Genomic DNA, 21,542 nt, shown 5'->3' with positions numbered 1-21,542 from the left:
GTGCGGTCGTTGAGACGGACCCAGGGTGGGACGATCTGCCGTTCACAAAGCCTCGTGGGTGTACTCTCATCCCGAGGCTTCGTCTTTTTCTATTCAACTTACAAGAAAGATACAAGGGTGGGCTCGCAAGGCAGCCCACCATGCAACTTCAAATAAACCTTCAACGGCGGGTAATTGTAAAAACCTGGGGAGGGCAGTCCTTGATACAATCCCCCCGGCCCCTGCGGCGCCACCCCCCTTTTTTCAAGGGGGGCGTTTATCGCCTGGGTATTGAATTTTAAATCTTCTGGGGGGATCAAGGCAGAGTGAAAAAACGGTACGGTTAGGTCAAATTACGCAACCCACGCTACAAAAAACTACAACAACGCGTTCAGATGCGCCAAACTGAATTTCGCTTGTTCAATGGTGCCGCATTCAACCGAGAAAACGATGTCGCGCTCAATCGGCTTGACCATTTCAATAATTTTCTTCCAATCAATCACGCCTTCACCGCAGCCAACGCCCACCGGGACGCCAGTCACTTTGCCGCGTTTTTCAATCTGCAATCCGCCAATGTCTTTGGCGTGTAGGTGAATCAATTGCGGCAGCGTCGCCGCCAACATTTCATACGGGTCGCTGCCTGCGATGTAGGCATTGCCAGCGTCAAAATTAATTTGGATAAAAGGCGAATCCACCAGGTTCGCGATTTTCAGCAAGCCTTCAGTCGTCTTGGAAAAAATCTGGTGGTCTTCGATGCCGATATAAATCCCGTAACGCTCGGCGGTTTTCGCCACTTGCGTTAACGTATATTTCATCACTTGAAACGCATGCTCTTCATCCATCCACGGCGGTTTGACGCCCTCGTCCGTGTTCACTACCGGCGCGCCGATGTCAGACGCAAACCGAATCGCCTTCTGCAAATACGGCACGCTGATCTCAGGCCGCATCAACGGGCAGTGCGCTGAAAGGCCAGAGATAGTCACTGCATTTTCGTCGCAGATTTCTTTCATCCAAAGCGGGTCGTCGTCCATACTAAATGAATGGAAATAGCCCGCCTCGCTGAGCAGTTCGCGCCCGTTGTGCACCATCGGTTCGATGAATTTGTACCCCAAATCCGCTGCAATTTTGACGCCGTCTGTAAAGGATTTATCCGCGCTACGGACAAACTCCATGTTGACTCCAATATGAATTACGCCCATTCTGCTTCCTCCCCATCATGGTGGCCCGAATTTTTACCAGACTACCACAAGCGCCCTATCAATCGCTAGTCTAAATGCGATGGGCCGCATTGCGTTCTTCGTCACGATTGTTTATAGTGCCGCCAGAATTCCATCACGCCCAACAAGGGAGAGAAGAACCATGCAACCCAACAAACGAACCACCGCTCTATCACTGATCGGAACCATTGCGTTATGCGCAGCGGTCTACGCCTTCGCAGCCGACGTCCAACCCATTCCATCCATCTGGTCTCCAGGAGAAAAACAAATGGCGCGAGAGCAATATTTGAAAGACTTTCATCGAATTGGTTTAAACACCACCCCGGGCGACGCGCGCTTTTTAAGCATTATGATTGAAGCCGCCCAATGCAAACGCGGCGTTGAAGTCGGGACCGCTACGGGATATGGCGCCTTGTTAATGGGCATAGCGTTTGAACGCACAGGCGGTCATCTGACCACAATCGACATCGACCCGAAAATGGTTGTTGCAGCCCGTGAACACATTGAAAAAATGGACCTAACCGACTCCGTCACGGTCGTTGAAGGCGACGCGCTCAAAGTCTTGCCTGATTTGGAAGGAAAATATGACTTCTTGTTTCTCGATGCGCTAAAGAAAGATTATTTCAATTACTTCAAAGCGATTGCGCCCAAATTAACGCCGGGAGCCGTCATCATTGCCGATAACGTCATTCGTTTTAAAGATGAAATGAAAGATTTTTTAGACGCAATGGAAAACGACCCGCACTTTGACATACAGATCATTCAGTGTTCAGAAGAAAAAGGCGACGGTATGGCAGTAATCGTTAAACGGTAAACCACGAGCGGCGCCCTGAGTGGTTGCTTATTAAAAGCTCAGGGCGTCGGTTTGTTCGCTACCCTACGCACTCCAATTTTTGGTTCATTAAACGCATGAGGTCTAACTTTGCGTTTTCGCAATGTTCGCGCGCGGCCGCTTCGGCCTCAATTGCGTTTTCGTGGTCTAAGGCCAACAGCAAGCCGCGATGCTCACGAATAATCGCAGGCGTACGCGCGGGGCCGAATCCATATTTTCGACGCAGGCAACGTATCAAATCACGCTGACGCTCCACCCAATCCAATGCCTCCGAATTATCGGCTGCTTGATAAAGCGTCCGGTGAAACTGGGCGTCTAATTCTAAAGCCTGCGCGGCGTCGCCTCTACGGATCGCCGCCTCAAACGAGGCTTGCGTTTTTCGCATCGACTCCCGGTGAGGGGCTTGCAAATTCGGAATCGCAAGTCGAGCGAGCAATGCCTCCAACGCGCCGCGAATTTCATATAAATTGCTAACGAATTGCTCATCAATTTTACGTACGCTCGCGCCTTTGTTGGGTTCAATACAAATCAGCCCTTCGCCCTGCAATTGTTGCAACGCTTCCCGAATGGGCATTTGGCTGACCGCATATCGCTCGCACAACATCGCGATCTTCAAGCGGGAGCCCGCGTCAAATACACCGCTAAGAATATCCACGCGCAAGCGTTCACGCACTCGCGCATAAATAGGATCGTTCATTGGTTGAATGGTAGATGATTTTGGATACATGGTGCCTCCAATCTGACTATATATTATATTTAATATAATATAATTTACTGAATGATAACATCTTATAAATAAAATACTAGAGCTTTTTATATCTCTATGATTAAATTGACGGCTCTCATAAAACTACCGCAGAAATGGATTGGATTTCTAACTTGCAATACGCCCTTTATACAACTATTACATAATAAACGCGTAAAATGGAACTCGTTGGAATTGACGGACAGGCCCCATCATCAGTATGATTGCGTTAGGTATACGTAAATATGGCAAATCCAATGTCTCAACCCTGCGACATCCTCGACCAACACATGCGCCGGACGCTTAGCGCTTATGTATTAAAAACGACGGGCATTTCCAAACAAAAACGGAAAGACCCTCTCCAATATGTCGCGGCGCTATTTGGGCGTTTGCGCAATGTGGAATTTTTAAAGCAACTCCATTCAGATTATGAGCGTTTGCATGGGCAAAAAAAATGGCAAAATGATGATGCAGTTCAAGCGACTCTTGTTCAATGTTTTAACTTGATTATTGAGCGCCTTGCGCAAGACGCTTTCAATGAACTCACCTTCGTCGCCGTGCGCAAATGTTTTGCGTCACTCGCGGTGGAGATTGAATCCCTTCAAAACGACCCGGCACTGAACGTTCTTAAAACTTGTATTGATCTGGATGCAGGAGAGTTATTGGTTCTGCAGGCCTACCATGATGCAGAGAACGCGCCAGCTGCTTCAAATGCAGTCGATAACTGGATCGCAACCCTCAGCCAACATACAGGGATCGCATCTCAAGACCGATTAAAATCGTATAATAATTCTCTCGTAACAAAAAATATCCTCGAGAAAAAAAATACGAAGAAGATCACGCCTGGCCCGACCTATCGCCTGACAGAGATTGGAACAGCAGCGGCTTTGAGCATTGCCGTTGGGAGCAGAATTCTTCATTCGATGTAACCCGCAGAAACTTAAATACACTTTCAAACCGCTGGACGCTCCTCATCCCCTCTTTATTTTGAGTATAATGATAATCTTAGCTCAAAAACTTGAACCCAATGGTGAGCAATGATTTTCAAGCAATTCTTATCGCTGAATCCACAGGATTATCATCTAACGACGCCGTTGTGCGACGACATTCAATTATGGGACAACTTATTAGGCGCCATCCTGAAAGAACAAGCGGGCGAAGACATACTCCAACTGGCGCAAAAATTATACAAAGCCCCTAGCGACGCTTCGGCGCCCGATTTGCTCAAGCGCTTCCCCGCTCTCAAAGACCCCCTTCGAGTACAAGCGCTTCTACGGGCGTTTACAGTTTTATTTCAATTATTGAATTTGGCTGAACAGAAAGAAATCGTCCGCGTCAACTTAAAACGACAAGCCGAAGCAGACGCCAATGCGCCTCGACGCGAATCGCTTCTTGACACGGTCATGCAGGTCAAAGCAAAAGGCGTAGATGCAGACGCCATGCGCCGTTTGTTGGGACGCCTCGAAATTGTTCCGACACTGACTGCCCATCCCACCGAAGCGCGCCGCCGCGCCGTGTTAGACCAATTAGAAATTCTCGTTACCTTGTTGGCTGAATCCAGCCAGCCGAAAGAAGTCACCCGCCTCGACCAACCGCTGAATCGCGGCAGTCGCGTTGAAAATGATTTGCACCGCGCACTGACTGCGCTGTGGCTGACGGAAGAACTCAGCCTGACCCCCGTCACTGTCGAAGACGAGTCGCGCAATGCCGTCTATTTTCTCGAACACACCATATTCCCCATTGTCGCGTGGCTTCATCAAGATTTAAAAAACGCACTAAAAGAAACCTACCCCGGCGCATCATTTGAGGTCCCCGCATTTTTGAAATACCGCACCTGGGTGGGAGGCGACCGCGACGGCAACCCCAATGTGACTCCTGAAGTCACCTGGAAAACGCTGACCTTTCACAAACGGACGGCGCTTCAGATTTACTTGAAACAAATTAATTCTCTACTGCGGGAATTCACCCAAAGCGCGCGTCGCGTTCCCGCCGATCAGGCGTTGCGTAAATCATTGGCGAAAGACGCCGCCGAAGCGCCGTTGAAAGCCGAACGGCAAAACCGTAGGGCGCAAGAACCCTACGCCCGCAAACTGCAACACATCCGCGTTCGTCTTCAAGCGACCCAAAAGTCATTGCATGCGTCCTCTACTCACGCAATCGACGCCGCCCACGCCCCAGACCCGGCCGCCTATAAAAATGCGGCGGACTTTCTCTCTGACCTTGAGGTATTACGCAACAGTTTACGCAAAAGCCGCGCTCACATTCTGGTGGATGAAGGCCCTCTCGCTGACTTGGTGGTACAAGCCAAGACGTTCGGTTTTCATCTTGCCGCATTAGACATTCGCCAACACAGCAAAGAACACGCCTTCGCGATCAACGAATTGTTTGAAGCGGCGCAGTTGGTTCCAGGCAACCGGGTCTATAAAAATTTAAACGAACAAGAAAAACTTGACCTGCTGACCCAAGAGTTACAAAACCCGCGCCCGTTGTTGCCCATTGGTTGGAAAGGCTCCGAGCGCACACAAAACGTCTTGGATGTATTTCGCGTCATGCGCCGCGCCAACCGCATGTTTTCAAAAGAGGCCGCGTCAACGTATATCATCAGCATGACGCACACCCTCAGCAATTTGCTTGAAGTCTTAGTCTTGGCCAAAGAAGCCGGCCTGGTTCGCAAAAGCCATCATGGCGACGACTGGACGCTGAAAAGCGATATCGATGTCGTCCCGTTGTTTGAAACGATTGAAGACCTCGAACGCTGCGACGGTTTAATGAAGCAACTGTTTGACAATCCAGCCTATTCACGCCAGCTCGAAGCCCGCAACCGCTTTCAAGAAATCATGCTGGGATATTCCGACAGCAGCAAAGACGGCGGCTATATGTCGGCGACCTGGCTGTTGCATGACGCGCAAGAACGCCTGGCCAACATCTGCCACGACCACTCCGTAGACATGCGGTTGTTTCACGGTCGCGGCGGGACGGTAGGCCGGGGCGGTGGACGCGCCTCGCTTGCCATTCGCTCTCAGCCGCCTCATAGCGTCAATGGACGCATTCGCTTCACCGAACAAGGCGAAGTCATTTCGTTTCGCTATAGTTTCGCCCCGATGGCGCATCGCCACTTAGAGCAAATCGCCGGAGCGGTGCTGCATTCCGGCTGTTCCAGCCAAGAAGAAAATGCGCCCAAAACCGAATGGCGCGAAGCGATGGCGATGATGGCGGCGTCTTCTCAAGAGGCGTACCGCGCATTAATTCAAGACGACGACTTCTGGACGTTTTACGTGCAAGCCACGCCCATCAAACACATCAGCCGTTTGCCCATCGCGTCGCGGCCCGTCTCGCGAACCGGCGGTTCCATGGTAGGGATGGACGATCTTCGCGCAATTCCCTGGGGATTTTCATGGGTGCAAACCCGCTACTTGATTACCGGTTGGTACGGCATTGGGACTGCGCTGGACGCATACATCAGCCAATCGCCTGAACATTTGGGGCGTTTGCAGGAGATGTTTCAACGCTGGCCCTTCTTCGCTGCGCTAGTCAACAATGCGCGCCTCGAATTGCTGCGCGCTCACATGCCCACCGCAGCGGTTTACGCCGCGCGCGTCGTACCAAAAGAAATCGGAGACCGCATCCACGGTTTGATCGAAGATGAATTCAACCGCGCCCGCAATTGCATTAGCCAGATCACCCAGGATAGCGACGAAGTAAAACGCGCAAACGTCATCGAGCGCACCGTGCAGTTACGCAACCCCATCGTCGAACCGCTCAACCGCATCCAAGCCATGCTGATGGATTTATGCGATCCTGAAAAAGAGTCCGGCGAATTACAAAATGACGCATGGCGCGAAGCCATGCTATTGAGTTTGGCTGGAATCGCGGCGGCGATGCAAAGCACCGGGTGATCCAAATTAAGAACTCGCCTCATGTTCAAGCGAGGGGAGGGCGAGGCTCCCGCCGAGCCGCGAAATATCAAAAGGTAATCTCTTTAATGCGGCTCACCAGGAGGTTCGCCCTCCCCTGAATAAGCCAAATATTGAGCCTGCGACAAAGCGCACAGAGATGTACCCACGCTTGCTAAATTACATATCCCCTCATCAGCGATTGCCTATATTTGTATGACCGACTACAAATGCTTCGCCAAAAATTTCTCCATGATATAGACGCAGCGCTTGTTCACATCCGCCGCTAAATCCATGGTATGTCCCCAGCCTTCATAGCGCTCGTATTCGTGTTCAATACCAAGCGCCTGCAACTGTTTATCCAAATGGTCGGCATGGCGAATGTTCACGAGGCTATCGACGGTTCCATGAAATATTAATGTGGGAGGATCATCTTTAGTCAGATGCGAAATGGGAGACGCTTTTGTATAATTTCCTCGAACATCATCAATGGTCCCGCCCATAAACTTGTGGACGAAGCCATTGTCTACGGCGTCTTCTCCCGTCAAATCGACCGGGCCGTAAAAGTCGATCACGGCTTGCGGTTTGCTGCTGAATTTCGCGTGGCCGCCGTCGCCTTCCAACGATTGATCATCCGACGAATACCCAAGCATGAGCGATAAATGTCCGCCCGCTGAATTGCCGCTTACCGCAATACGGTTTGGATCAATGTTATAGGTCTTCGCTTGAGAACGCATCCAACGCATGGCGCACTTTGCGTCCTGCGCCGCTGCGGGAAACGGCGCCTCGCCCGACAACCGATACGAGATCGTCGCGGCGGCGTAGCCCAGTTTCGCAAAATGGACGGCGTAAAATTTCATGTCCCCGCGCTTGCCTTTCGACCATGAGCCGCCGTGAATGAATAGAATGCCCGGCGTCGGCTTCGTCGATTGAGGAACATACAGGTCCAACTTCAAAGACCGTCCGTCTACGTTTCCATATTCAATACCGAGGTGTTCCGTCACATTTTTGGGGATAGGGACATTCTTCACATCCACCACTTTTAACATCCCCATCAAAGCGGCGGTTTTCATTTCTGTTTCAGAATTGAACCCTTTCGGAACCGGCGGCGGCGCGTCTGCGGAAAACGCCGCCAAGGCAAATATGAATGTGAGTAAAGCCGTAGATTGAATATAGAAAGTTCGCATCATCGTCTTCTCCCAAAAAATAGATTGATTCGACATCATACATCTTTTGATCGCGTCATTACAATTCTAATCAGGCGTGTGTGCATCTCTGTGAGCGCCTGTGCAACGAGGGCGACAAGCCCGCACCGAAGCGAACAGTGATGTACACACGCCTGATTGCAATATAGACCGCTTTACACAATGGCATTCAATTTTGAAATAGACTCTAGGCAATTAAAACGATTCATCCTACCCTATCCATTGCATAACAAAACAGAAAAAAATCGAGAGGCTGCACCATGAAAAAAACGATTGCCCTCTTCATCACAGCAATTTTCGCATTGGCGACGACGATGCATACGGCGGCGGAAGACGCGCTTACATTCACGGCGCGTTCTCAGACGGAAGGCGCCGAAGGCGTTTGGCAAACAATCGAACATGAAACCACTTGGGCGCCCGACAAAACCTGCGTCATCATCTGTGATATGTGGAACAAACATTGGTGCAACGGCGCGACACAGCGCGTTGGTGACATCATACCAAAGATGGACCGCCTGATTTCAGCGCTACGCGACAAAGGCGTGTTCATCATCCATGCGCCCAGCGGGACGCTCGACCACTATAAACTCCTGCCGCAACGCAAACTCGCACAGGAAGCAAAATACATCCAACCGCCCGTCGAAATTCAAGGCTGGTGTCATCTTGATTTAGACGACGAAGCGCCGCTGCCCATCGACGATTCCGACGGCGGTTGCGATTGCCAGCCGCAATGCCGACAATACACCGCGTGGTCAATGCAGCATCCAGGATTGACCATCGCCCCGCAAGACGCGATCAGCGATGATGGGCAGGAAATCTTCAACCTCACTGCGCAGCGCGGCATTCAAAACATCATCCTCATGGGCGTACATACCAACATGTGCGTGTTAGGGCGCCCGTTTGGAATCCGCCAGCAGACGCGCCTGGGTCGCAACGTCGTTCTGGTTCGCGACATGACCGACACGATGTATAACTCTCGCATGTATCCGAATGTCGATCACAACATTGGAACCCGGCTGGTTATTCATCACGTTGAAAAATATTGGGCGCCGACGGTAACCAGCGCCGATTTGATGGATTAGAAAATTGCCGTTGAAAGCCCCCCTTTTTTAAGGGGGGAAGGCGACGTAGGCGCCAAGGGGGATTCGGGCGCAACATGTTGCGCCCCTACATGGCTGATATATTTTTGTTTCGTTGCATCAAGGGCTTTATCAGTGCGAGCGAAGCATTGCAAGATTGTTGCACATGGATAGACCGCCGGGAGGGCAAACCCTATAAAAGCAACAAACAAAAAAAGGGCGGATGATTTCTCACCCACCCTTTCATCGCTATCTTAATCAATTTTCTTTAGTACAGTTCCCATGCAGCAACATCTGAACCGCCTGCCGCTTGGGGATCAAACGCGCCCGCTAAGGTCGCGCACATATAATCAAATTGAAAACCGCCAGCCGCATTGGTGCCCGCGCTGCCAATGTTAAAGGCAAGCTGTTTGAAGCCAGTCCATTGGTCGCCGCCCATTTCTTGAGCATTGGGGCGATCAGCCGCAGCCGCAGCGCCGTCATTTCTCAAGATCGTTGCAATAACAGGCGTAGTGCTGCCATCGGCAAATGCGCGAACAGTAATCGCGCCCGGGTCAGAGTCTGAAACCTTCGCACTCACCCAAACCGTGTGAAACGCAGTCGTGTCGATGTCTGACAAGACAGGAACATTTTCATCGCCGTCGCGACCAGTTGCGTCTCCAGCAACCGTTGAAGCATCGTTCACTAAAACTTCTAATGAGCCAGCATTATAATAGCCGACGCCGACCAATGCACGTACTAAATCATCATCAGGATCAACATACCCAATCCCAACATGGGCGCGGTTTGAGGCTTCAGGAATAAAGCGTAACGAACCATCACCGTTAGGTTCGCCGTCGCCATCAGGGTCAAGGGCGAGGTCGACTAAATCTTGACCGACGCCAATGTCTGGATCAGGAAAGATCGGAAAAATACGAAGACGCGCAATAAACGTGACTCCATTTTCAAACGGGTCCGCATCCAACTCGCCGGGCGCGTGAAGCGGGCCGGTGAAAAAGATTTTTCGGTCGCTGGGGTCGCTGAAACCCAAAGCGCGCGGATCGCCGATGTCTACAAGGCGTAAAACGGATGCGTCGGCAGCCGGGTTTACCCCATCTTCGGTATCGCCAATGCCCGCAATCGTCTCAATGCGTACGACATCGCCAACCAATACGTCCGGTGCAATGTATATTTCGAATTCATTAAATTCCTCTGTATGCGCATTGCCCGAATACGAATCGCTTCCATTATTGTGTTGCCACTTGGCGTCTGGCAAATCATCGGCAGGTGGAATATCGCCATTCCAGTCTTCTACAAACGTCCATCCGCCTGGTGGATCTGCATATCCACCGCGGTCCGCATGTACTGCTGACATTGATGTGATAACAAAGAGGGAAATTCCAGTCAGCATCCCTGTTCGCAACAATAGAGATGCTCTCATAAGGTACATCCTCCCAATTTAGATTACATCCAAGGGTGTTAACCGATGGAATATTTACAGAGCAACACAAAAAAAAGCAACTAATCTATCGAATGATAGCATGTATTCCAAGGGTTCATCAACCCTGAAATGTCATATACAACTTTCGCGCGATTAAAAGCGATAATCACTCACTTAAAAGTAATCTCTTCATTTTGGATGATATTGTTTTTTCTGAGCAACCATCGGCCAAAAGATTATACTTGACATAATGAGCTTGAAAAATAATGCTTTCAAACCTAAGTTATACTAATATAACGATTAATGCTTGTTTTCCGATATGAGTTCTGGGACAATAAAAAGACACATAAAAGAAGTTTTTAGATTTAAGGATACTAATGGAAGCGTACATTCACGCAGCAAAACAAGTTAAAGAAGACATCGCTGCGGAACTCCAGAAAGACGTTCCCGCTCCCTCGCCAGAGGAATCGGTCAAACTGTGTCCGCATGGCCCTCTTGTGATGGAGAATGTCGAAATCGTTTTCCGCAACTCGGCAAAAAACCGATTATTTGCAGATCGGCGGCGCGGCGTGAAAACCAAGCCGTTTGAAGACTACGAAATGCTGCCCGCCTATATAACAACCTCTGATGACGATACCTACCAAGATGCGCTTGACTCTGTATCCTGCTGTAAAAAAATTAGTTACTTTCTATTCATCAGTCGATACGAAAAATTTCAAATCACCCAGCGCAATAAATATTCCGACCTTCTTCGCCGCCTTGAGGGTAAATGTCCCGACCGCGCCATACAAACCTATCACGCGAAAAAAGAACTCATCAACTATATGCGCAGCGAAGAAGAGGTTAAGCCGACCTACGATCAAGTGTTGAACATGGTTGGCCATTACATCCAAGCAATTCAAGAATTACTGGAGGCGCAAGCCGAAGTCTATGAATGCGAACAAACTCTGGTTGGAATTTTTAATGAATATCTCGGCGTCTTAATCAACGCGGAGCCTTCGAGCCCCCACGCGAAAAAATTACAAACCGACGCCGCCTTTGTCAAAGCGCTGAAACAAGCGTTTGACGCGTTAGACAATCGAGGCCTGGAACTGCCAAAACTCGAGGCCCGCATTACCCGCGATTATGTAAAAAACCTGAATACAATCCTGTCATCTCACCTGACGAACCTTCAGGGTGAAGCGGGCATGATTAAAAGCGTCTGTGGATTTCTTGGAATCTTGATTCAATACAGCGACCTCAAATATAAGCCGCCGCAAGAAAAATCCGGCGGCGCTGATTCCGGCGTCAAAACCATGATGGAAGATTTTTCGTCGGCGTTTAAAAGTTGGTTGGGCGGATGAGAAGCGAACAGCGCTTCTTGCCAGCCACGCTCCTCTCTTTTATGATCGTCCCATCCTGAAATGAATTTGATTCACCTAAAAGCAGGCATGGACCTTTTTCAACAGTGTTTACAAGACGCCCTTCAATCACAGTTCGATGAGTCGCAACAATCCGTCTGGCTGAAGCAAACAGCCGCCTGTGCATATCAATCCGTTTCAGACTCCCCGATTGATGATTTAGATGAAACCGACTGGCGGCGCATAGCGTCCTTCAGCGCGGCGCGACGCCTATTCAGCAAGATCAATCACCTCAAGCGCCAGTCGCTCGATTCCGCCACGCAAAAAAAGAAATTCGATACCATTGCATCGTCCGCAACGTCATCATTTTTTTATGCGCCCGAAACCGTAGAACGCCTCTATGACCCACGCGCGGACAACCATGCGCCTTTAATATTGAAGGGCGTGAATTGTCATTGCCAATTGTTAGAACGCGCTTCAGGACACGCAGCCCAGCGCTATGCGTCTTCGATCCAGCGGGCAGGCTTAGACGCCGAAACCGTGCGGGGCGATCTCTATAGCGCCGCACTCGAAGAAATCGTGAAATGCCTGTCTGACCATTCCGCCCGCGTATGGAAATCGGGCGAAAGCGAGCCGATTGTCTTCCCCCCGGAAGGGATGCGCGGCTGGAAGCAATCAATGGTCACTCACGCCTCCGTTGACGCCGAGACAAAACGCTTGGCCTTGTTGCATTCTGACCGGGTCTTGTCGATCTGGTCGATAGAAACCCAAGAATTGATCGCAAAGCACTCGTTGGCGCCGTATTGTTCAAGAAGTCATTCGGATGAATGGCGCGCTCCGTTCTTTTCCGCCAGTGAAAATAAAATTGCGGCGCAAGTTACCGAAGATCAGGTCATCGTTATTTCGATCGACGACGCGCACAAACCAGTTGTGCTTGAAAAGAATGAAAAAAGCCGCTTCCAACAACTGTTCGGAGACGTGCTGCCGCCCGCCTGTAACCTGCAGCAATTCAAATCGACAAAAATTCAAACCCGACGCGGCGCCTCACTCTTGATGAAGGACTATCAGGAACAGGTGTATCATTGCGTCTCGAACCAATCCGGCGATTGTATCGTCACAACCAGCGAAATTGAGCGCTTCATGCCGCCCTGGATGTGCGATATTGGCTTCGAAAGCGCGATCTTCTACATTCTGAAACGCCGCCTCATCGACCGCATACGCAAACATATCCATATCGAGCCGTCTACAGCGGAAACAGGCCAACAAACTGACGGCGAATTTAATCCCACCCAGGCGTTAGGCGTCTACCACACCGGAAAAAACCTGGATGATATGTCGTCGGAAGAATTGGTGTCTCATTCCGCCCGCCAGACCGACGATTGGCGCGATTCGCACGATTTGGAACGAATTCTAGCTGTGCTTAAGACCATAACGATTACCTATAAGGACAAAGAAATCCGGTGCGACGAACTCGCCCGTCTCAAAGCGGAAGGCAAGACAAACGCTGAAATTGGCGAGATTCTTAAAGCGCCGCGCGGCACCGTCGATTATTTATGGAACCAGTGCCGAAAGCAGATTGCGTTGATCTTCGGCGACGAAATATAAAGGTGACTAACAATGAATACCCGCCGTACCAACCCTCATAGCGCCCCTGAGAACGAAACCTTACAGGCTCTGGTTGAACAGGCGCTTACTGATTTGCAAACGCCTGCGCCATTCATTGAGGATACAGACGAGACTCCGTCAATCCACAATGCGCAAGACCTCTTTTTTAGCGCCGTCCAAACGCCCTGGCTCAAACAGCCCTCTACCCTGTCATTGATCGAAGAGTGGGCAGGCAATGCGTCAAATTTGAATTGGTACGAACAAGTCCAAACCTTACTCAATCAATTAGGCAACTGCGCCAGCGATGCGGTCCAAACTGAAGTGCGCAATCTCCAAACCTCGCTTGAGTCGCTGACAGGCCGCCTGGTTCCGGCCCCAGCCCATCGAGGCGCTTCTGCGGCGCGTATGGTATACCCGTCTCAGCGCCGCAATATTCCAGCAGCGGACCTGCCGACGTTTCATCCTCTTTTTTGCACCGCCGCGTATCCGGCAGAAAGCCCTGTGCGTCTAGCGGGCTTGAGCCTTGATTCATCGTATCAATGCCGTTTTCGCTCTACCACAGATTCGACTTGGAACCGCGAAGTCTCTCTGAATGCAAGCGCGACGGGCGGCTTCAAACTTGACCTTAGCGCTGCCCTTACCGATGCGCCGGCAGGCTCGGACGTTATTTGGATGATTGAAGAAAATACAACGGGCAGTTCGAACCCGGCCTGGATATCCGGCTTGGTTTGGCGCGCGGCTCAAATCGACGACTTAGCGAATCACGAAATTGAGGATGCGTCTGAAACGATGGACTGGCCCTGGCGACGCATCAAAACGCTCATGGAAATCAACAGCCTCTACTCAAGCGAAATGTACGTCGAAGCCTACGAAACGGCGCGGTGCTCATTACGCGCCGAACGCGCAGCGCCCAACGACGGCAGCACAGTACCATTCGCAGAAGCCCTATGGCTGATGATTGAAAAGTGCCTGGACAGCATGATTTCCCGTTTGGAAGCCGCGCAATCGGTGTTCCAAACCTTAAAGCCAGAGTGGGACGCCATGCAACAATTGCGCCGCCTACGCCAGGACATCAATCGACCGATTTAAGCCGAGCGCTTAGGCTGCGTCATTGCGAGCAAAGCGATTTCTTATTTCGATGACAGTGAATTTACTGGGCTAAGAACTCACCCTACATTTCTACCTCGCGTTTTCAGTTTACCGTTTGATTGAGCTTTAGAAGTTCTCGCCAGTTTGCGGCTTCCACTCGATTCTATCAAAAACACATATAAAGTGACTATCAATAGTGGTTGCCAGAATTATGTGCGGACTGAGTTTTCATCACTGCATCTATCGCTGAGCCTTACGGTTGCGCATACCGCACATACTTTGGCAAACGCTTGAGCAATGCGGTGGGGTAAGAATCCGCCCGACAGCAGTTTTTTAGGGGAGAGTGAGGTTTCCCGCCGAGCCGCGAAACGATGAAATGCGTTCGGTTTTTTCCGGTGGGCTGCTTCGCTTCGCTCGCGAGCCCACCCTACCCAGTGACTTAGATTAGTAGCAAGCACATAAGAATAGCAAACGATAGCAGGCTTGGGGGCGTCTCTGTAAGCGCCTGTGCAAAAGGGCCTGAAAGCCCGCACCGAAGCGAAGAGAGATGCACCCAAGCCTGCAGATACAAGCGAGGCCGTTTCGATAGGCTCGTGTGAATAAATGATGGGTAAAGAACCCACCCGACGGCTCAGCCATCAAGCCGTGATGAATAATTTTGGAAAATAGATTCTATGACAAGTAACGAGTTGCGGTATGCCGAGGTTGCGTTTCCCATTCCAACCCGGCAGGCGTTTACATACGAAATCCCAGCCGAACTACGCGCTCAGGCGCGCCCCGGCTGCCGCGTCTATGCGCCGTTTGGCCGACGCGATGCGTTGGGGTTTATTTCAGCCAACCGGGCGACGCCGCCCGAAGGCGTTTCCGGCGTCAAATCCATCACGCGTCTGATAGACCAAGAGCCGCTATTCAGCGATGAGTTGCTCGTCTTCCTACGCTGGGCGGCGGATTACTATCTCGCCTCTTTGGGAGAAACCTTTTCGGTCGCCTACCCGTTCACGCCCAACGCCAAGCCGCGCATGATTAAAGTCGTACTGCTTGACGAGTCAGTCGAACATGACGACAGCCTGCCCGACGCGGCGTCAACCGAGCCGCAACGCCGCGTGATCGAGTTTCTCATCAATCAAAAGTCGTTACTGACGCCAAACGACGTTGCGCGCGAAGCGGGCGTTTCGCCCTCGACCATCAAAACGCTCGAGCGCAAAGGCCTGGTAAGGCTGCAAGCGCGCGAGTCGCTGCGCATTCCAATCTTCTCGTATCAATCCGGCCCGACAACGGCGATGGCGTTGACCAGCGAGCAGCAACACGCGTTGGATGAGATGCGCAACGCAATCGGACAACAAGACGCCAAGCCATTTCTGTTGCATGGCGTCACCGGCAGCGGCAAGACCGAAGTCTATCTGCAACTCATCGAAACCTTGTTGCAACAAAATAAAACCGCGCTGGTTTTGATCCCTGAAATTTCACTGACGCCCCAAACCATGGACCGCTTCCGCTCGCGCTTCGGCGATCAAGTCGGCATCTTGCATAGTTCACTGGGCCAGGGCGAACGTTTTGACGAATGGCGTATGGTCAAAGAAGGCCGCCGCCGCATCGTGGTGGGGGCGCGTTCTGCCATTTTTGCTCCCCTGCCCGATTTGGGCGCAATCATTATTGATGAAGAACACGAAGGCTCTTACAAACAGTCCGACCCAAGCCCGCGTTATCAGGCGCGCGACCTGGCGGTAGTGCGCGCAAAACTGGCGGGCGCGTTGTGCATTCTGGGTACTGCCACGCCGTCCGTCGAAACGACCTACAATGCGCGCGCGAACAAATATACCATTCTCCATCTTAAAGAGCGCATCGCCGTACATGGAATGCCGAACGTAAACCTGGTTGACATGCGCGGCAGGCCGGAAGAAGAAGAGATTCTCTCCGAAGAATTATTGCGCGGGCTTTGGGACCGGGTCGACGCCAAGCAGCAATCCATTCTTTTTTTAAACAGACGCGGCTTCTCGACCACGATGACGTGCAGCCACTGCGGTCATATTATCTCTTGCAAAAATTGCAGTGTTCCGCTGGTGTATCACCGCTCCATCAACCAGTTGGTTTGCCACCACTGCGACTATCGCGAGGCCGTGCCGGACAACTGCCCCAGTTGCACCGATAAATTCATGCGCCAGCGCGGGTTCGGCACCGAGAAAGTTGTGCATGTACTCGAAGAACGCATCCCCGGCGTTCGCGTCATACGTCTCGACCGCGACGCCGCCCGGCGCAAGGGCGACCATGACCGCTTGCTCACACCATTTCGACGCGGAGAAGCAGACGTCTTAGTCGGCACACAAATGATTGCGAAAGGGTTGGATTTCCCCAACGTGACTTTGGTTGGGATCATCAACGCCGATTTCTCGCTGGCGTTGCCAGACTTTCGCGCCGCCGAACGCACCTTCACATTGCTGACCCAAGTCGCGGGGCGTTCCGGCAGAGGCCAGCACGCGGGCGAAGTGTTCATCCAAAGTTATAGCCCCGACCATTACAGTATCCAATTTGCGCTCAAGCATGATTACAATTCATTTTATGAAAAAGAAATTCGTTACCGCCGCTTGATTGGCTTCCCGCCGTTCGCCCGCCTGGTGTTGTGGCGCATCGAAGCCCAGAGCGAAGACGTCGCCCGCGGCAAAGCGTGGGACTTATACGAAATTCTCTCGCAGGGCTTGCGTGGACAACGCGAAGTCACGCTGCTGCCGCCGGTCGAAGCGCCCTTGTACCGCCTGCGCGACCATTACCGCTGGCAGTTGGCGATTAAAAGCACCGACTATCGCGCCTTTCGTCCGTTATTAAATAGCCAGCCGTTGCAAAAATTTCTCTCGCAGCGTCGGACGGGGTTCCGAATCGTTCAAGACGTTGACCCGAACGATATGCTTTAATTTCGTCTCCGCCTCTTATACACTGAACCAACACGCCATTCTGAATTCACATTGAAAAGAAAGCGCTATGCCTCATTCGATTTTAATTGCTGATGATGAAATCAATTCCCGTGAGGGCTTGCAGAAAGCCATCCTGGAAGAAGGCCGCCGCGTCGACCTCGCCGCCGACGGCGTCGAAGCGCTCGAGCTGATTGAAAAACGCGACTACGACGTTCTTATTTCCGACATCCGTATGCCCAACATGGGCGGCATGGAGTTATTAGAAAAAACCAAAGCGGCCAGCCCCAACACCGACGTGATTATGCTAACCGCGTACGGCAGCATCGAAATGGCGGTTCGCGCCATGCGGCTCGGCGCCTACAACTATCTCACCAAACCAGTGAACCTCGACGAGCTCGACGTCATGCTGGAGCAAGTCTTAAAAAAGCGCCGCATTGAACAAGAAAACGAATATCACCGCGAGAGCAGCAAATCCCAACCCGGCGCCGGCGGCATCATCGGACAAAGCAAACCGATCCAGGACTTGATGGAAACCATTGAGCAGGTCGCACCCAGCAAAGCGACGGTGCTGATTACCGGCGAGACCGGCTCCGGTAAAGAATTGGTCGCGCGCGCGATACACGATCTCAGCCCACGTAAAGACCGGCTGTTTGTCCCGATCCATTGCGCAGCGCTTTCGGAAAATTTGTTAGAAAGCGAACTGTTCGGTCATGAACGCGGCGCCTTCACCGGCGCCGTCAAACAACGCAAAGGACGCTTTGAGGTCGCAGACGGCGGGACGTTGTTTCTCGATGAAATCAGTGAAATCAGCCCGGCGATTCAAGTAAAACTGTTACGGGTCTTGCAAGAAAAACAATTTGAGCGCGTCGGCGGCAGCGAAACCATTTCCGTCGATATTCGCATCATCGCCGCCACCAACCGCAGCCTGCAAGAATTGGTTGAGAAAAGCGAATTTCGTGAAGATTTATTCTACCGCCTGAAAGTGATTACGATCGACACCCCGTCATTGCGGGAACGCCAGGATGACATCCCCCTCCTGGTCAACACTTTCGTACAACGCTATGCGCAAGAAAATGAGAGAGGCGCCATCAAAATTGACAAAGCGGCGATGGAGCGGCTCAAGCGCTACGCATGGCCGGGCAACGTGCGCGAACTGCAAGGCGTCATCGAAAGCATGGTGTTGCTCACGCGCGGCGAGGTCATCGAAGTCAAGAACGTGCCGCGTGAAATTCGAGGCGATGACGATGACGACGCCCCGGCGCTTCAATCCATCGACGCCGACGCCACTCTCTCCGACGTTGAGAAACAAGTGATCCTCGATGCGCTCAAACGCCATGACGGCAACCGCACCAAAACCGCCGAAGCCTTAGGCATAGGCCGACGTACATTGATTCGAAAATTACATGAATACGGCGCCGAAAAAGACGACGACGCCAACGATGAGGATTAACGCCATGACCCGAACCGGGACGTTATTCATGCTGCTGTTGGCCCTTGCGTCCCGGTCTCTCTGCGCTCAACCGTATACGCCGTTTTTGAATATTTTTGAATTCCCCTCCGTTAAACACATCGTCGTTTCAGAACAATCCGGCTATTTCCCGGTACTCACCAATCTTGAAGAAATCATGTTCAGCGCCTACCGCAGCGGCGGCGGTCATCTGGGCGTCGGCGGCGCCTTGTCGATGCGCTGGTCGATTGATTCGGGGTTGAGTTGGCAAACGCCCGACATCGTAATTGACGGCCCCGCTGATGATAGAAATCCCGCCGTTGGGCTGACGCCGACGGGGCGCATCATCGTCGCCTATCACCGTCAAGGCAGTTATGATTTTGACCAGAAATACCGCCCCGAACTCGACAACGCCCAATGTATGACGCTTTATTCTGACGACCTGGGACGCACTTGGAGCCTGCCGCGTCCGCTGGGAGTTGCTGGCTTGGAACCGTGCTCGCCCTATGGGCGCATCGTGCAAGCAGAGAACGGCGACCTGTTGATGAGCGTCTACGGACGCTACGCCGCCTCGGTTCCCGGCGCGACAGCGGTGCGGAATGATGCGCGGGATTACGCCTACCTGGTTCGCTCACTGGATGACGGAGAAACCTGGGGCGAACCGGTCTTGCTCGCCGACGACCACAACGAAACCGCATTGTATTCATTCGGCGATGGACGCATCCTCGCCGCCGCCCGCACCGTCTCCACTCAGCGCATTGATATTCTATCGAGCGAAGATGACGGGCGCACTTGGAGTACGCCCAAACGCCTGACCGACCCGTTCAATCACCCCGGCGATTTTGTGCGCCTTTCGAACGGCTGGTTGCTTTTGCTCTACGGCGACCGCAGCCAGGATTTCAAAACCATTCGTGGAATCCTCACTCGCGATGCGGGACGCAGTTGGGACGTAAAATGGGTCAGCGTCTTCTCGCGGCCATTGCAAGGCGACTTCGGCTACCCCAGCGGCGTCTTGCTTCCCAGCGGACGCCTCGCTGTGCAATACTATTGGGCGGGCGACGCCAAATCCGCCTACGACGGTTCAGACGCGCGGCTTTATATGACATTATTCGATGAAAGCGATTTCATTCTGATGTATCGCAGCCGAATGCAATAAACGGATTTTCATTTTGGACGAACCGTATTTTAAGCACAAAATGCCGCAGGGGATTGGGTGGAGCGACTTTCGTAGTCAGCGGCAATAAGCCGCGACGGAGACAAGCGCAAGCCACCCCCGAGGAATTTTCAAGAGTTTGGGAGAGAGAACCATGAGACAACCAATCGTTAGTTTTTGTGCATTCACGTTATTCTTGTTCATTGCGTTGACCAGCGACGCGGCGCCATCCAACGGCCCATTACGCGTATGCAAAGAAAACCAAAATTATTTTTGCGATCAAGACGGCAAGGCGATCCTACTCACCGGCTCGCATACCTGGTATAACCTGGTTGATATGGGGCCGAGCGACCCGCCGCCAGCGTTTGACTATCCGCAATACATCACTTGGATGGAAGAACTCAATCACAATTTCATGCGCATGTGGGCATGGGACCTGACCCAGTGGGATACATCGGGCAATGGCGCCAATAATCGCAATGAACACACACGCCACTTTGTCGCGCCGCTGCCTTGGCTGCGCACCGGCCCCGGCGAAGCAACGGACGGGAAGCCCAAATTCGATTTATCAAAATTTAATCCCGAATATTTCAACCGTCTGCGCGAACGCGTCGCCGCTGCGGGCCAAAAAGGCATCTACGTTTCGATCATGTTCTTTGAGGGTTGGGGCTTACAACACGTCAATCAAGCACTGGATTTCCATCCATTTGCTCTCAATAACAATATCAATGGAACCAACGGCGATACCAATGGCGACGGCAAGGGACTCGAGATTCACGAACTCGGCAATGATAAAGTTCTCGAAATCCAGAAGGCGTATATCCGTGAGGTCATCGACCAAGTCAACGATCTAGATAATGTGTTGTACGAAATATCAAACGAAAACCACCCGCCATCCACCGAATGGCAATACCACCTGATCCGTTTTATCAAACAATACGAATCAACCAAGCCCGTCCAACATCCCGTCGGCATGACCTTTCAATACAAAGGCGGCAAAAATAAAACGCTGTTTGACAGCCCCGCCGATTGGATATCGCCGAACAATGACGGTGGCTATCGCGACAACCCGCCCGCCAACACGGGAAAGAAAGTTGTAATATCCGACACCGACCACTTATGGGGAATCGGCGGCTACGCCTCATGGGCGTGGAAAAGCGCCTGCCGTGGGTTGAACCCAATTTTTATGGACACGTATGACGCTGTCGTTTTAGGCCAACAGCCATTCGACGAAAAATATGCCGCCTTACGCCGCGCTCTTGGAGACATTCGTAAATTCACCGCCCGCATGGACCTCAACGCCAGCAAGCCGATGAATGAGTTATCAAATACGGGATACTGTTTAGCGGATTCGGAAACAAGATATCTTGTGTTTGTCCCTCAAGACACAAAGAACGTAGAAGTTGAAATGCCAGCAGGCGAGTACACAGTCGAGTGGCTCAATGTGGAGACCAGTAAAATTGAATTGAAGGACAAGCGCTTAACATCGAATTCAAAGATGAAAATCGAAAATCCAGTTGACGGCCCTGCGGCTTTGTTTATCGAGAAGAAATAATTCATCGCGATGCTGCTTGACAATACCACAGAGGCTTTGAAATCATCGTAGTATTACCATTGGGAAGGATAGGATTC

At 51.8% G+C, this 21,542-nt stretch carries 15 protein-coding genes; 11 read left to right on the top strand and 4 right to left on the bottom strand.

The window, feature by feature from the left end; genetic code table 11:
• Positions 1 to 356 precede the first annotated feature (356 nt).
• Positions 357 to 1,178 carry a sugar phosphate isomerase/epimerase family protein gene (locus P9L94_08690; GenBank protein MDP8244142.1) on the bottom strand — a complete coding sequence of 274 codons (822 nt, stop codon included), beginning with the start codon at positions 1,176 to 1,178 and terminating at the stop codon, positions 357 to 359.
• Between the two features lie 160 nt (positions 1,179 to 1,338).
• Between P9L94_08690 and P9L94_08685 the strand changes: the two genes are divergently transcribed.
• Positions 1,339 to 2,010, top strand: a complete 672-nt coding sequence (locus P9L94_08685) for a class I SAM-dependent methyltransferase (protein ID MDP8244141.1) — start codon at positions 1,339 to 1,341, stop codon at positions 2,008 to 2,010.
• A gap of 58 nt (positions 2,011 to 2,068) precedes the next feature.
• Here the strand turns inward: P9L94_08685 and P9L94_08680 are convergent, their stop codons facing one another.
• The gene (locus P9L94_08680) at positions 2,069 to 2,755 is read right to left on the bottom strand and encodes a GntR family transcriptional regulator (protein ID MDP8244140.1); all 687 of its coding nucleotides are present in this window, start codon (positions 2,753 to 2,755) and stop codon (positions 2,069 to 2,071) included.
• Positions 2,756 to 3,171: 416 nt separating this feature from the next.
• Between P9L94_08680 and P9L94_08675 the strand changes: the two genes are divergently transcribed.
• On the top strand, positions 3,172 to 3,702 hold the full coding sequence (locus P9L94_08675; protein MDP8244139.1) for a hypothetical protein: 531 nt from the start codon (positions 3,172 to 3,174) through the stop codon (positions 3,700 to 3,702).
• 108 nt (positions 3,703 to 3,810) lie between these two features.
• A complete protein-coding gene (gene ppc, locus P9L94_08670) occupies positions 3,811 to 6,669 on the top strand; it encodes a phosphoenolpyruvate carboxylase (GenBank protein ID MDP8244138.1) in 2,859 nt (952 codons plus the stop codon).
• A 221-nt stretch (positions 6,670 to 6,890) separates the two neighbouring features.
• Here the strand turns inward: ppc and P9L94_08665 are convergent, their stop codons facing one another.
• A complete protein-coding gene (locus P9L94_08665) occupies positions 6,891 to 7,856 on the bottom strand; it encodes an alpha/beta hydrolase (protein MDP8244137.1) in 966 nt (321 codons plus the stop codon).
• A 275-nt stretch (positions 7,857 to 8,131) separates the two neighbouring features.
• On the opposite strand from P9L94_08665, the gene P9L94_08660 reads away from it, so the two are divergent.
• The gene (locus P9L94_08660) at positions 8,132 to 8,953 is read left to right on the top strand and encodes an isochorismatase family protein (protein ID MDP8244136.1); all 822 of its coding nucleotides are present in this window, start codon (positions 8,132 to 8,134) and stop codon (positions 8,951 to 8,953) included.
• 265 nt (positions 8,954 to 9,218) lie between these two features.
• Here P9L94_08660 and P9L94_08655 read toward each other — a convergent pair whose 3' ends face one another.
• The gene (locus P9L94_08655) at positions 9,219 to 10,370 is read right to left on the bottom strand and encodes a hypothetical protein (protein MDP8244135.1); all 1,152 of its coding nucleotides are present in this window, start codon (positions 10,368 to 10,370) and stop codon (positions 9,219 to 9,221) included.
• 377 nt (positions 10,371 to 10,747) lie between these two features.
• On the opposite strand from P9L94_08655, the gene P9L94_08650 reads away from it, so the two are divergent.
• From P9L94_08650 to P9L94_08620, 7 genes are all read left to right on the top strand, one after another.
• The gene (locus P9L94_08650) at positions 10,748 to 11,713 is read left to right on the top strand and encodes a hypothetical protein (GenBank protein ID MDP8244134.1); all 966 of its coding nucleotides are present in this window, start codon (positions 10,748 to 10,750) and stop codon (positions 11,711 to 11,713) included.
• Positions 11,714 to 11,773: 60 nt separating this feature from the next.
• The gene (locus P9L94_08645) at positions 11,774 to 13,315 is read left to right on the top strand and encodes a hypothetical protein (protein ID MDP8244133.1); all 1,542 of its coding nucleotides are present in this window, start codon (positions 11,774 to 11,776) and stop codon (positions 13,313 to 13,315) included.
• Positions 13,316 to 13,327: 12 nt separating this feature from the next.
• The gene (locus P9L94_08640; protein MDP8244132.1) at positions 13,328 to 14,404 is read left to right on the top strand and encodes a hypothetical protein; all 1,077 of its coding nucleotides are present in this window, start codon (positions 13,328 to 13,330) and stop codon (positions 14,402 to 14,404) included.
• Between the two features lie 674 nt (positions 14,405 to 15,078).
• Positions 15,079 to 17,310 carry a primosomal protein N' gene (gene priA, locus P9L94_08635; GenBank protein ID MDP8244131.1) on the top strand — a complete coding sequence of 744 codons (2,232 nt, stop codon included), beginning with the start codon at positions 15,079 to 15,081 and terminating at the stop codon, positions 17,308 to 17,310.
• A 67-nt stretch (positions 17,311 to 17,377) separates the two neighbouring features.
• Positions 17,378 to 18,760: a sigma-54 dependent transcriptional regulator gene (locus P9L94_08630; protein ID MDP8244130.1), complete on the top strand. Its 1,383-nt coding sequence runs from the start codon at positions 17,378 to 17,380 to the stop codon at positions 18,758 to 18,760.
• Positions 18,714 to 19,913, top strand: a complete 1,200-nt coding sequence (locus P9L94_08625) for a sialidase family protein (GenBank protein MDP8244129.1) — start codon at positions 18,714 to 18,716, stop codon at positions 19,911 to 19,913. Before P9L94_08630 ends, P9L94_08625 begins: the two co-directional genes overlap by 47 nt.
• A gap of 151 nt (positions 19,914 to 20,064) precedes the next feature.
• The gene (locus tag P9L94_08620; GenBank protein MDP8244128.1) at positions 20,065 to 21,465 is read left to right on the top strand and encodes a DUF6298 domain-containing protein; all 1,401 of its coding nucleotides are present in this window, start codon (positions 20,065 to 20,067) and stop codon (positions 21,463 to 21,465) included.
• Positions 21,466 to 21,542: the final 77 nt, after the last annotated feature.

The organism is Candidatus Hinthialibacter antarcticus (genome assembly GCA_030765645.1).
GTDB lineage: Bacteria > Hinthialibacterota > Hinthialibacteria > Hinthialibacterales > Hinthialibacteraceae > Hinthialibacter > Hinthialibacter antarcticus.
This window is presented reverse-complemented; position numbering and strand designations above follow the sequence as displayed.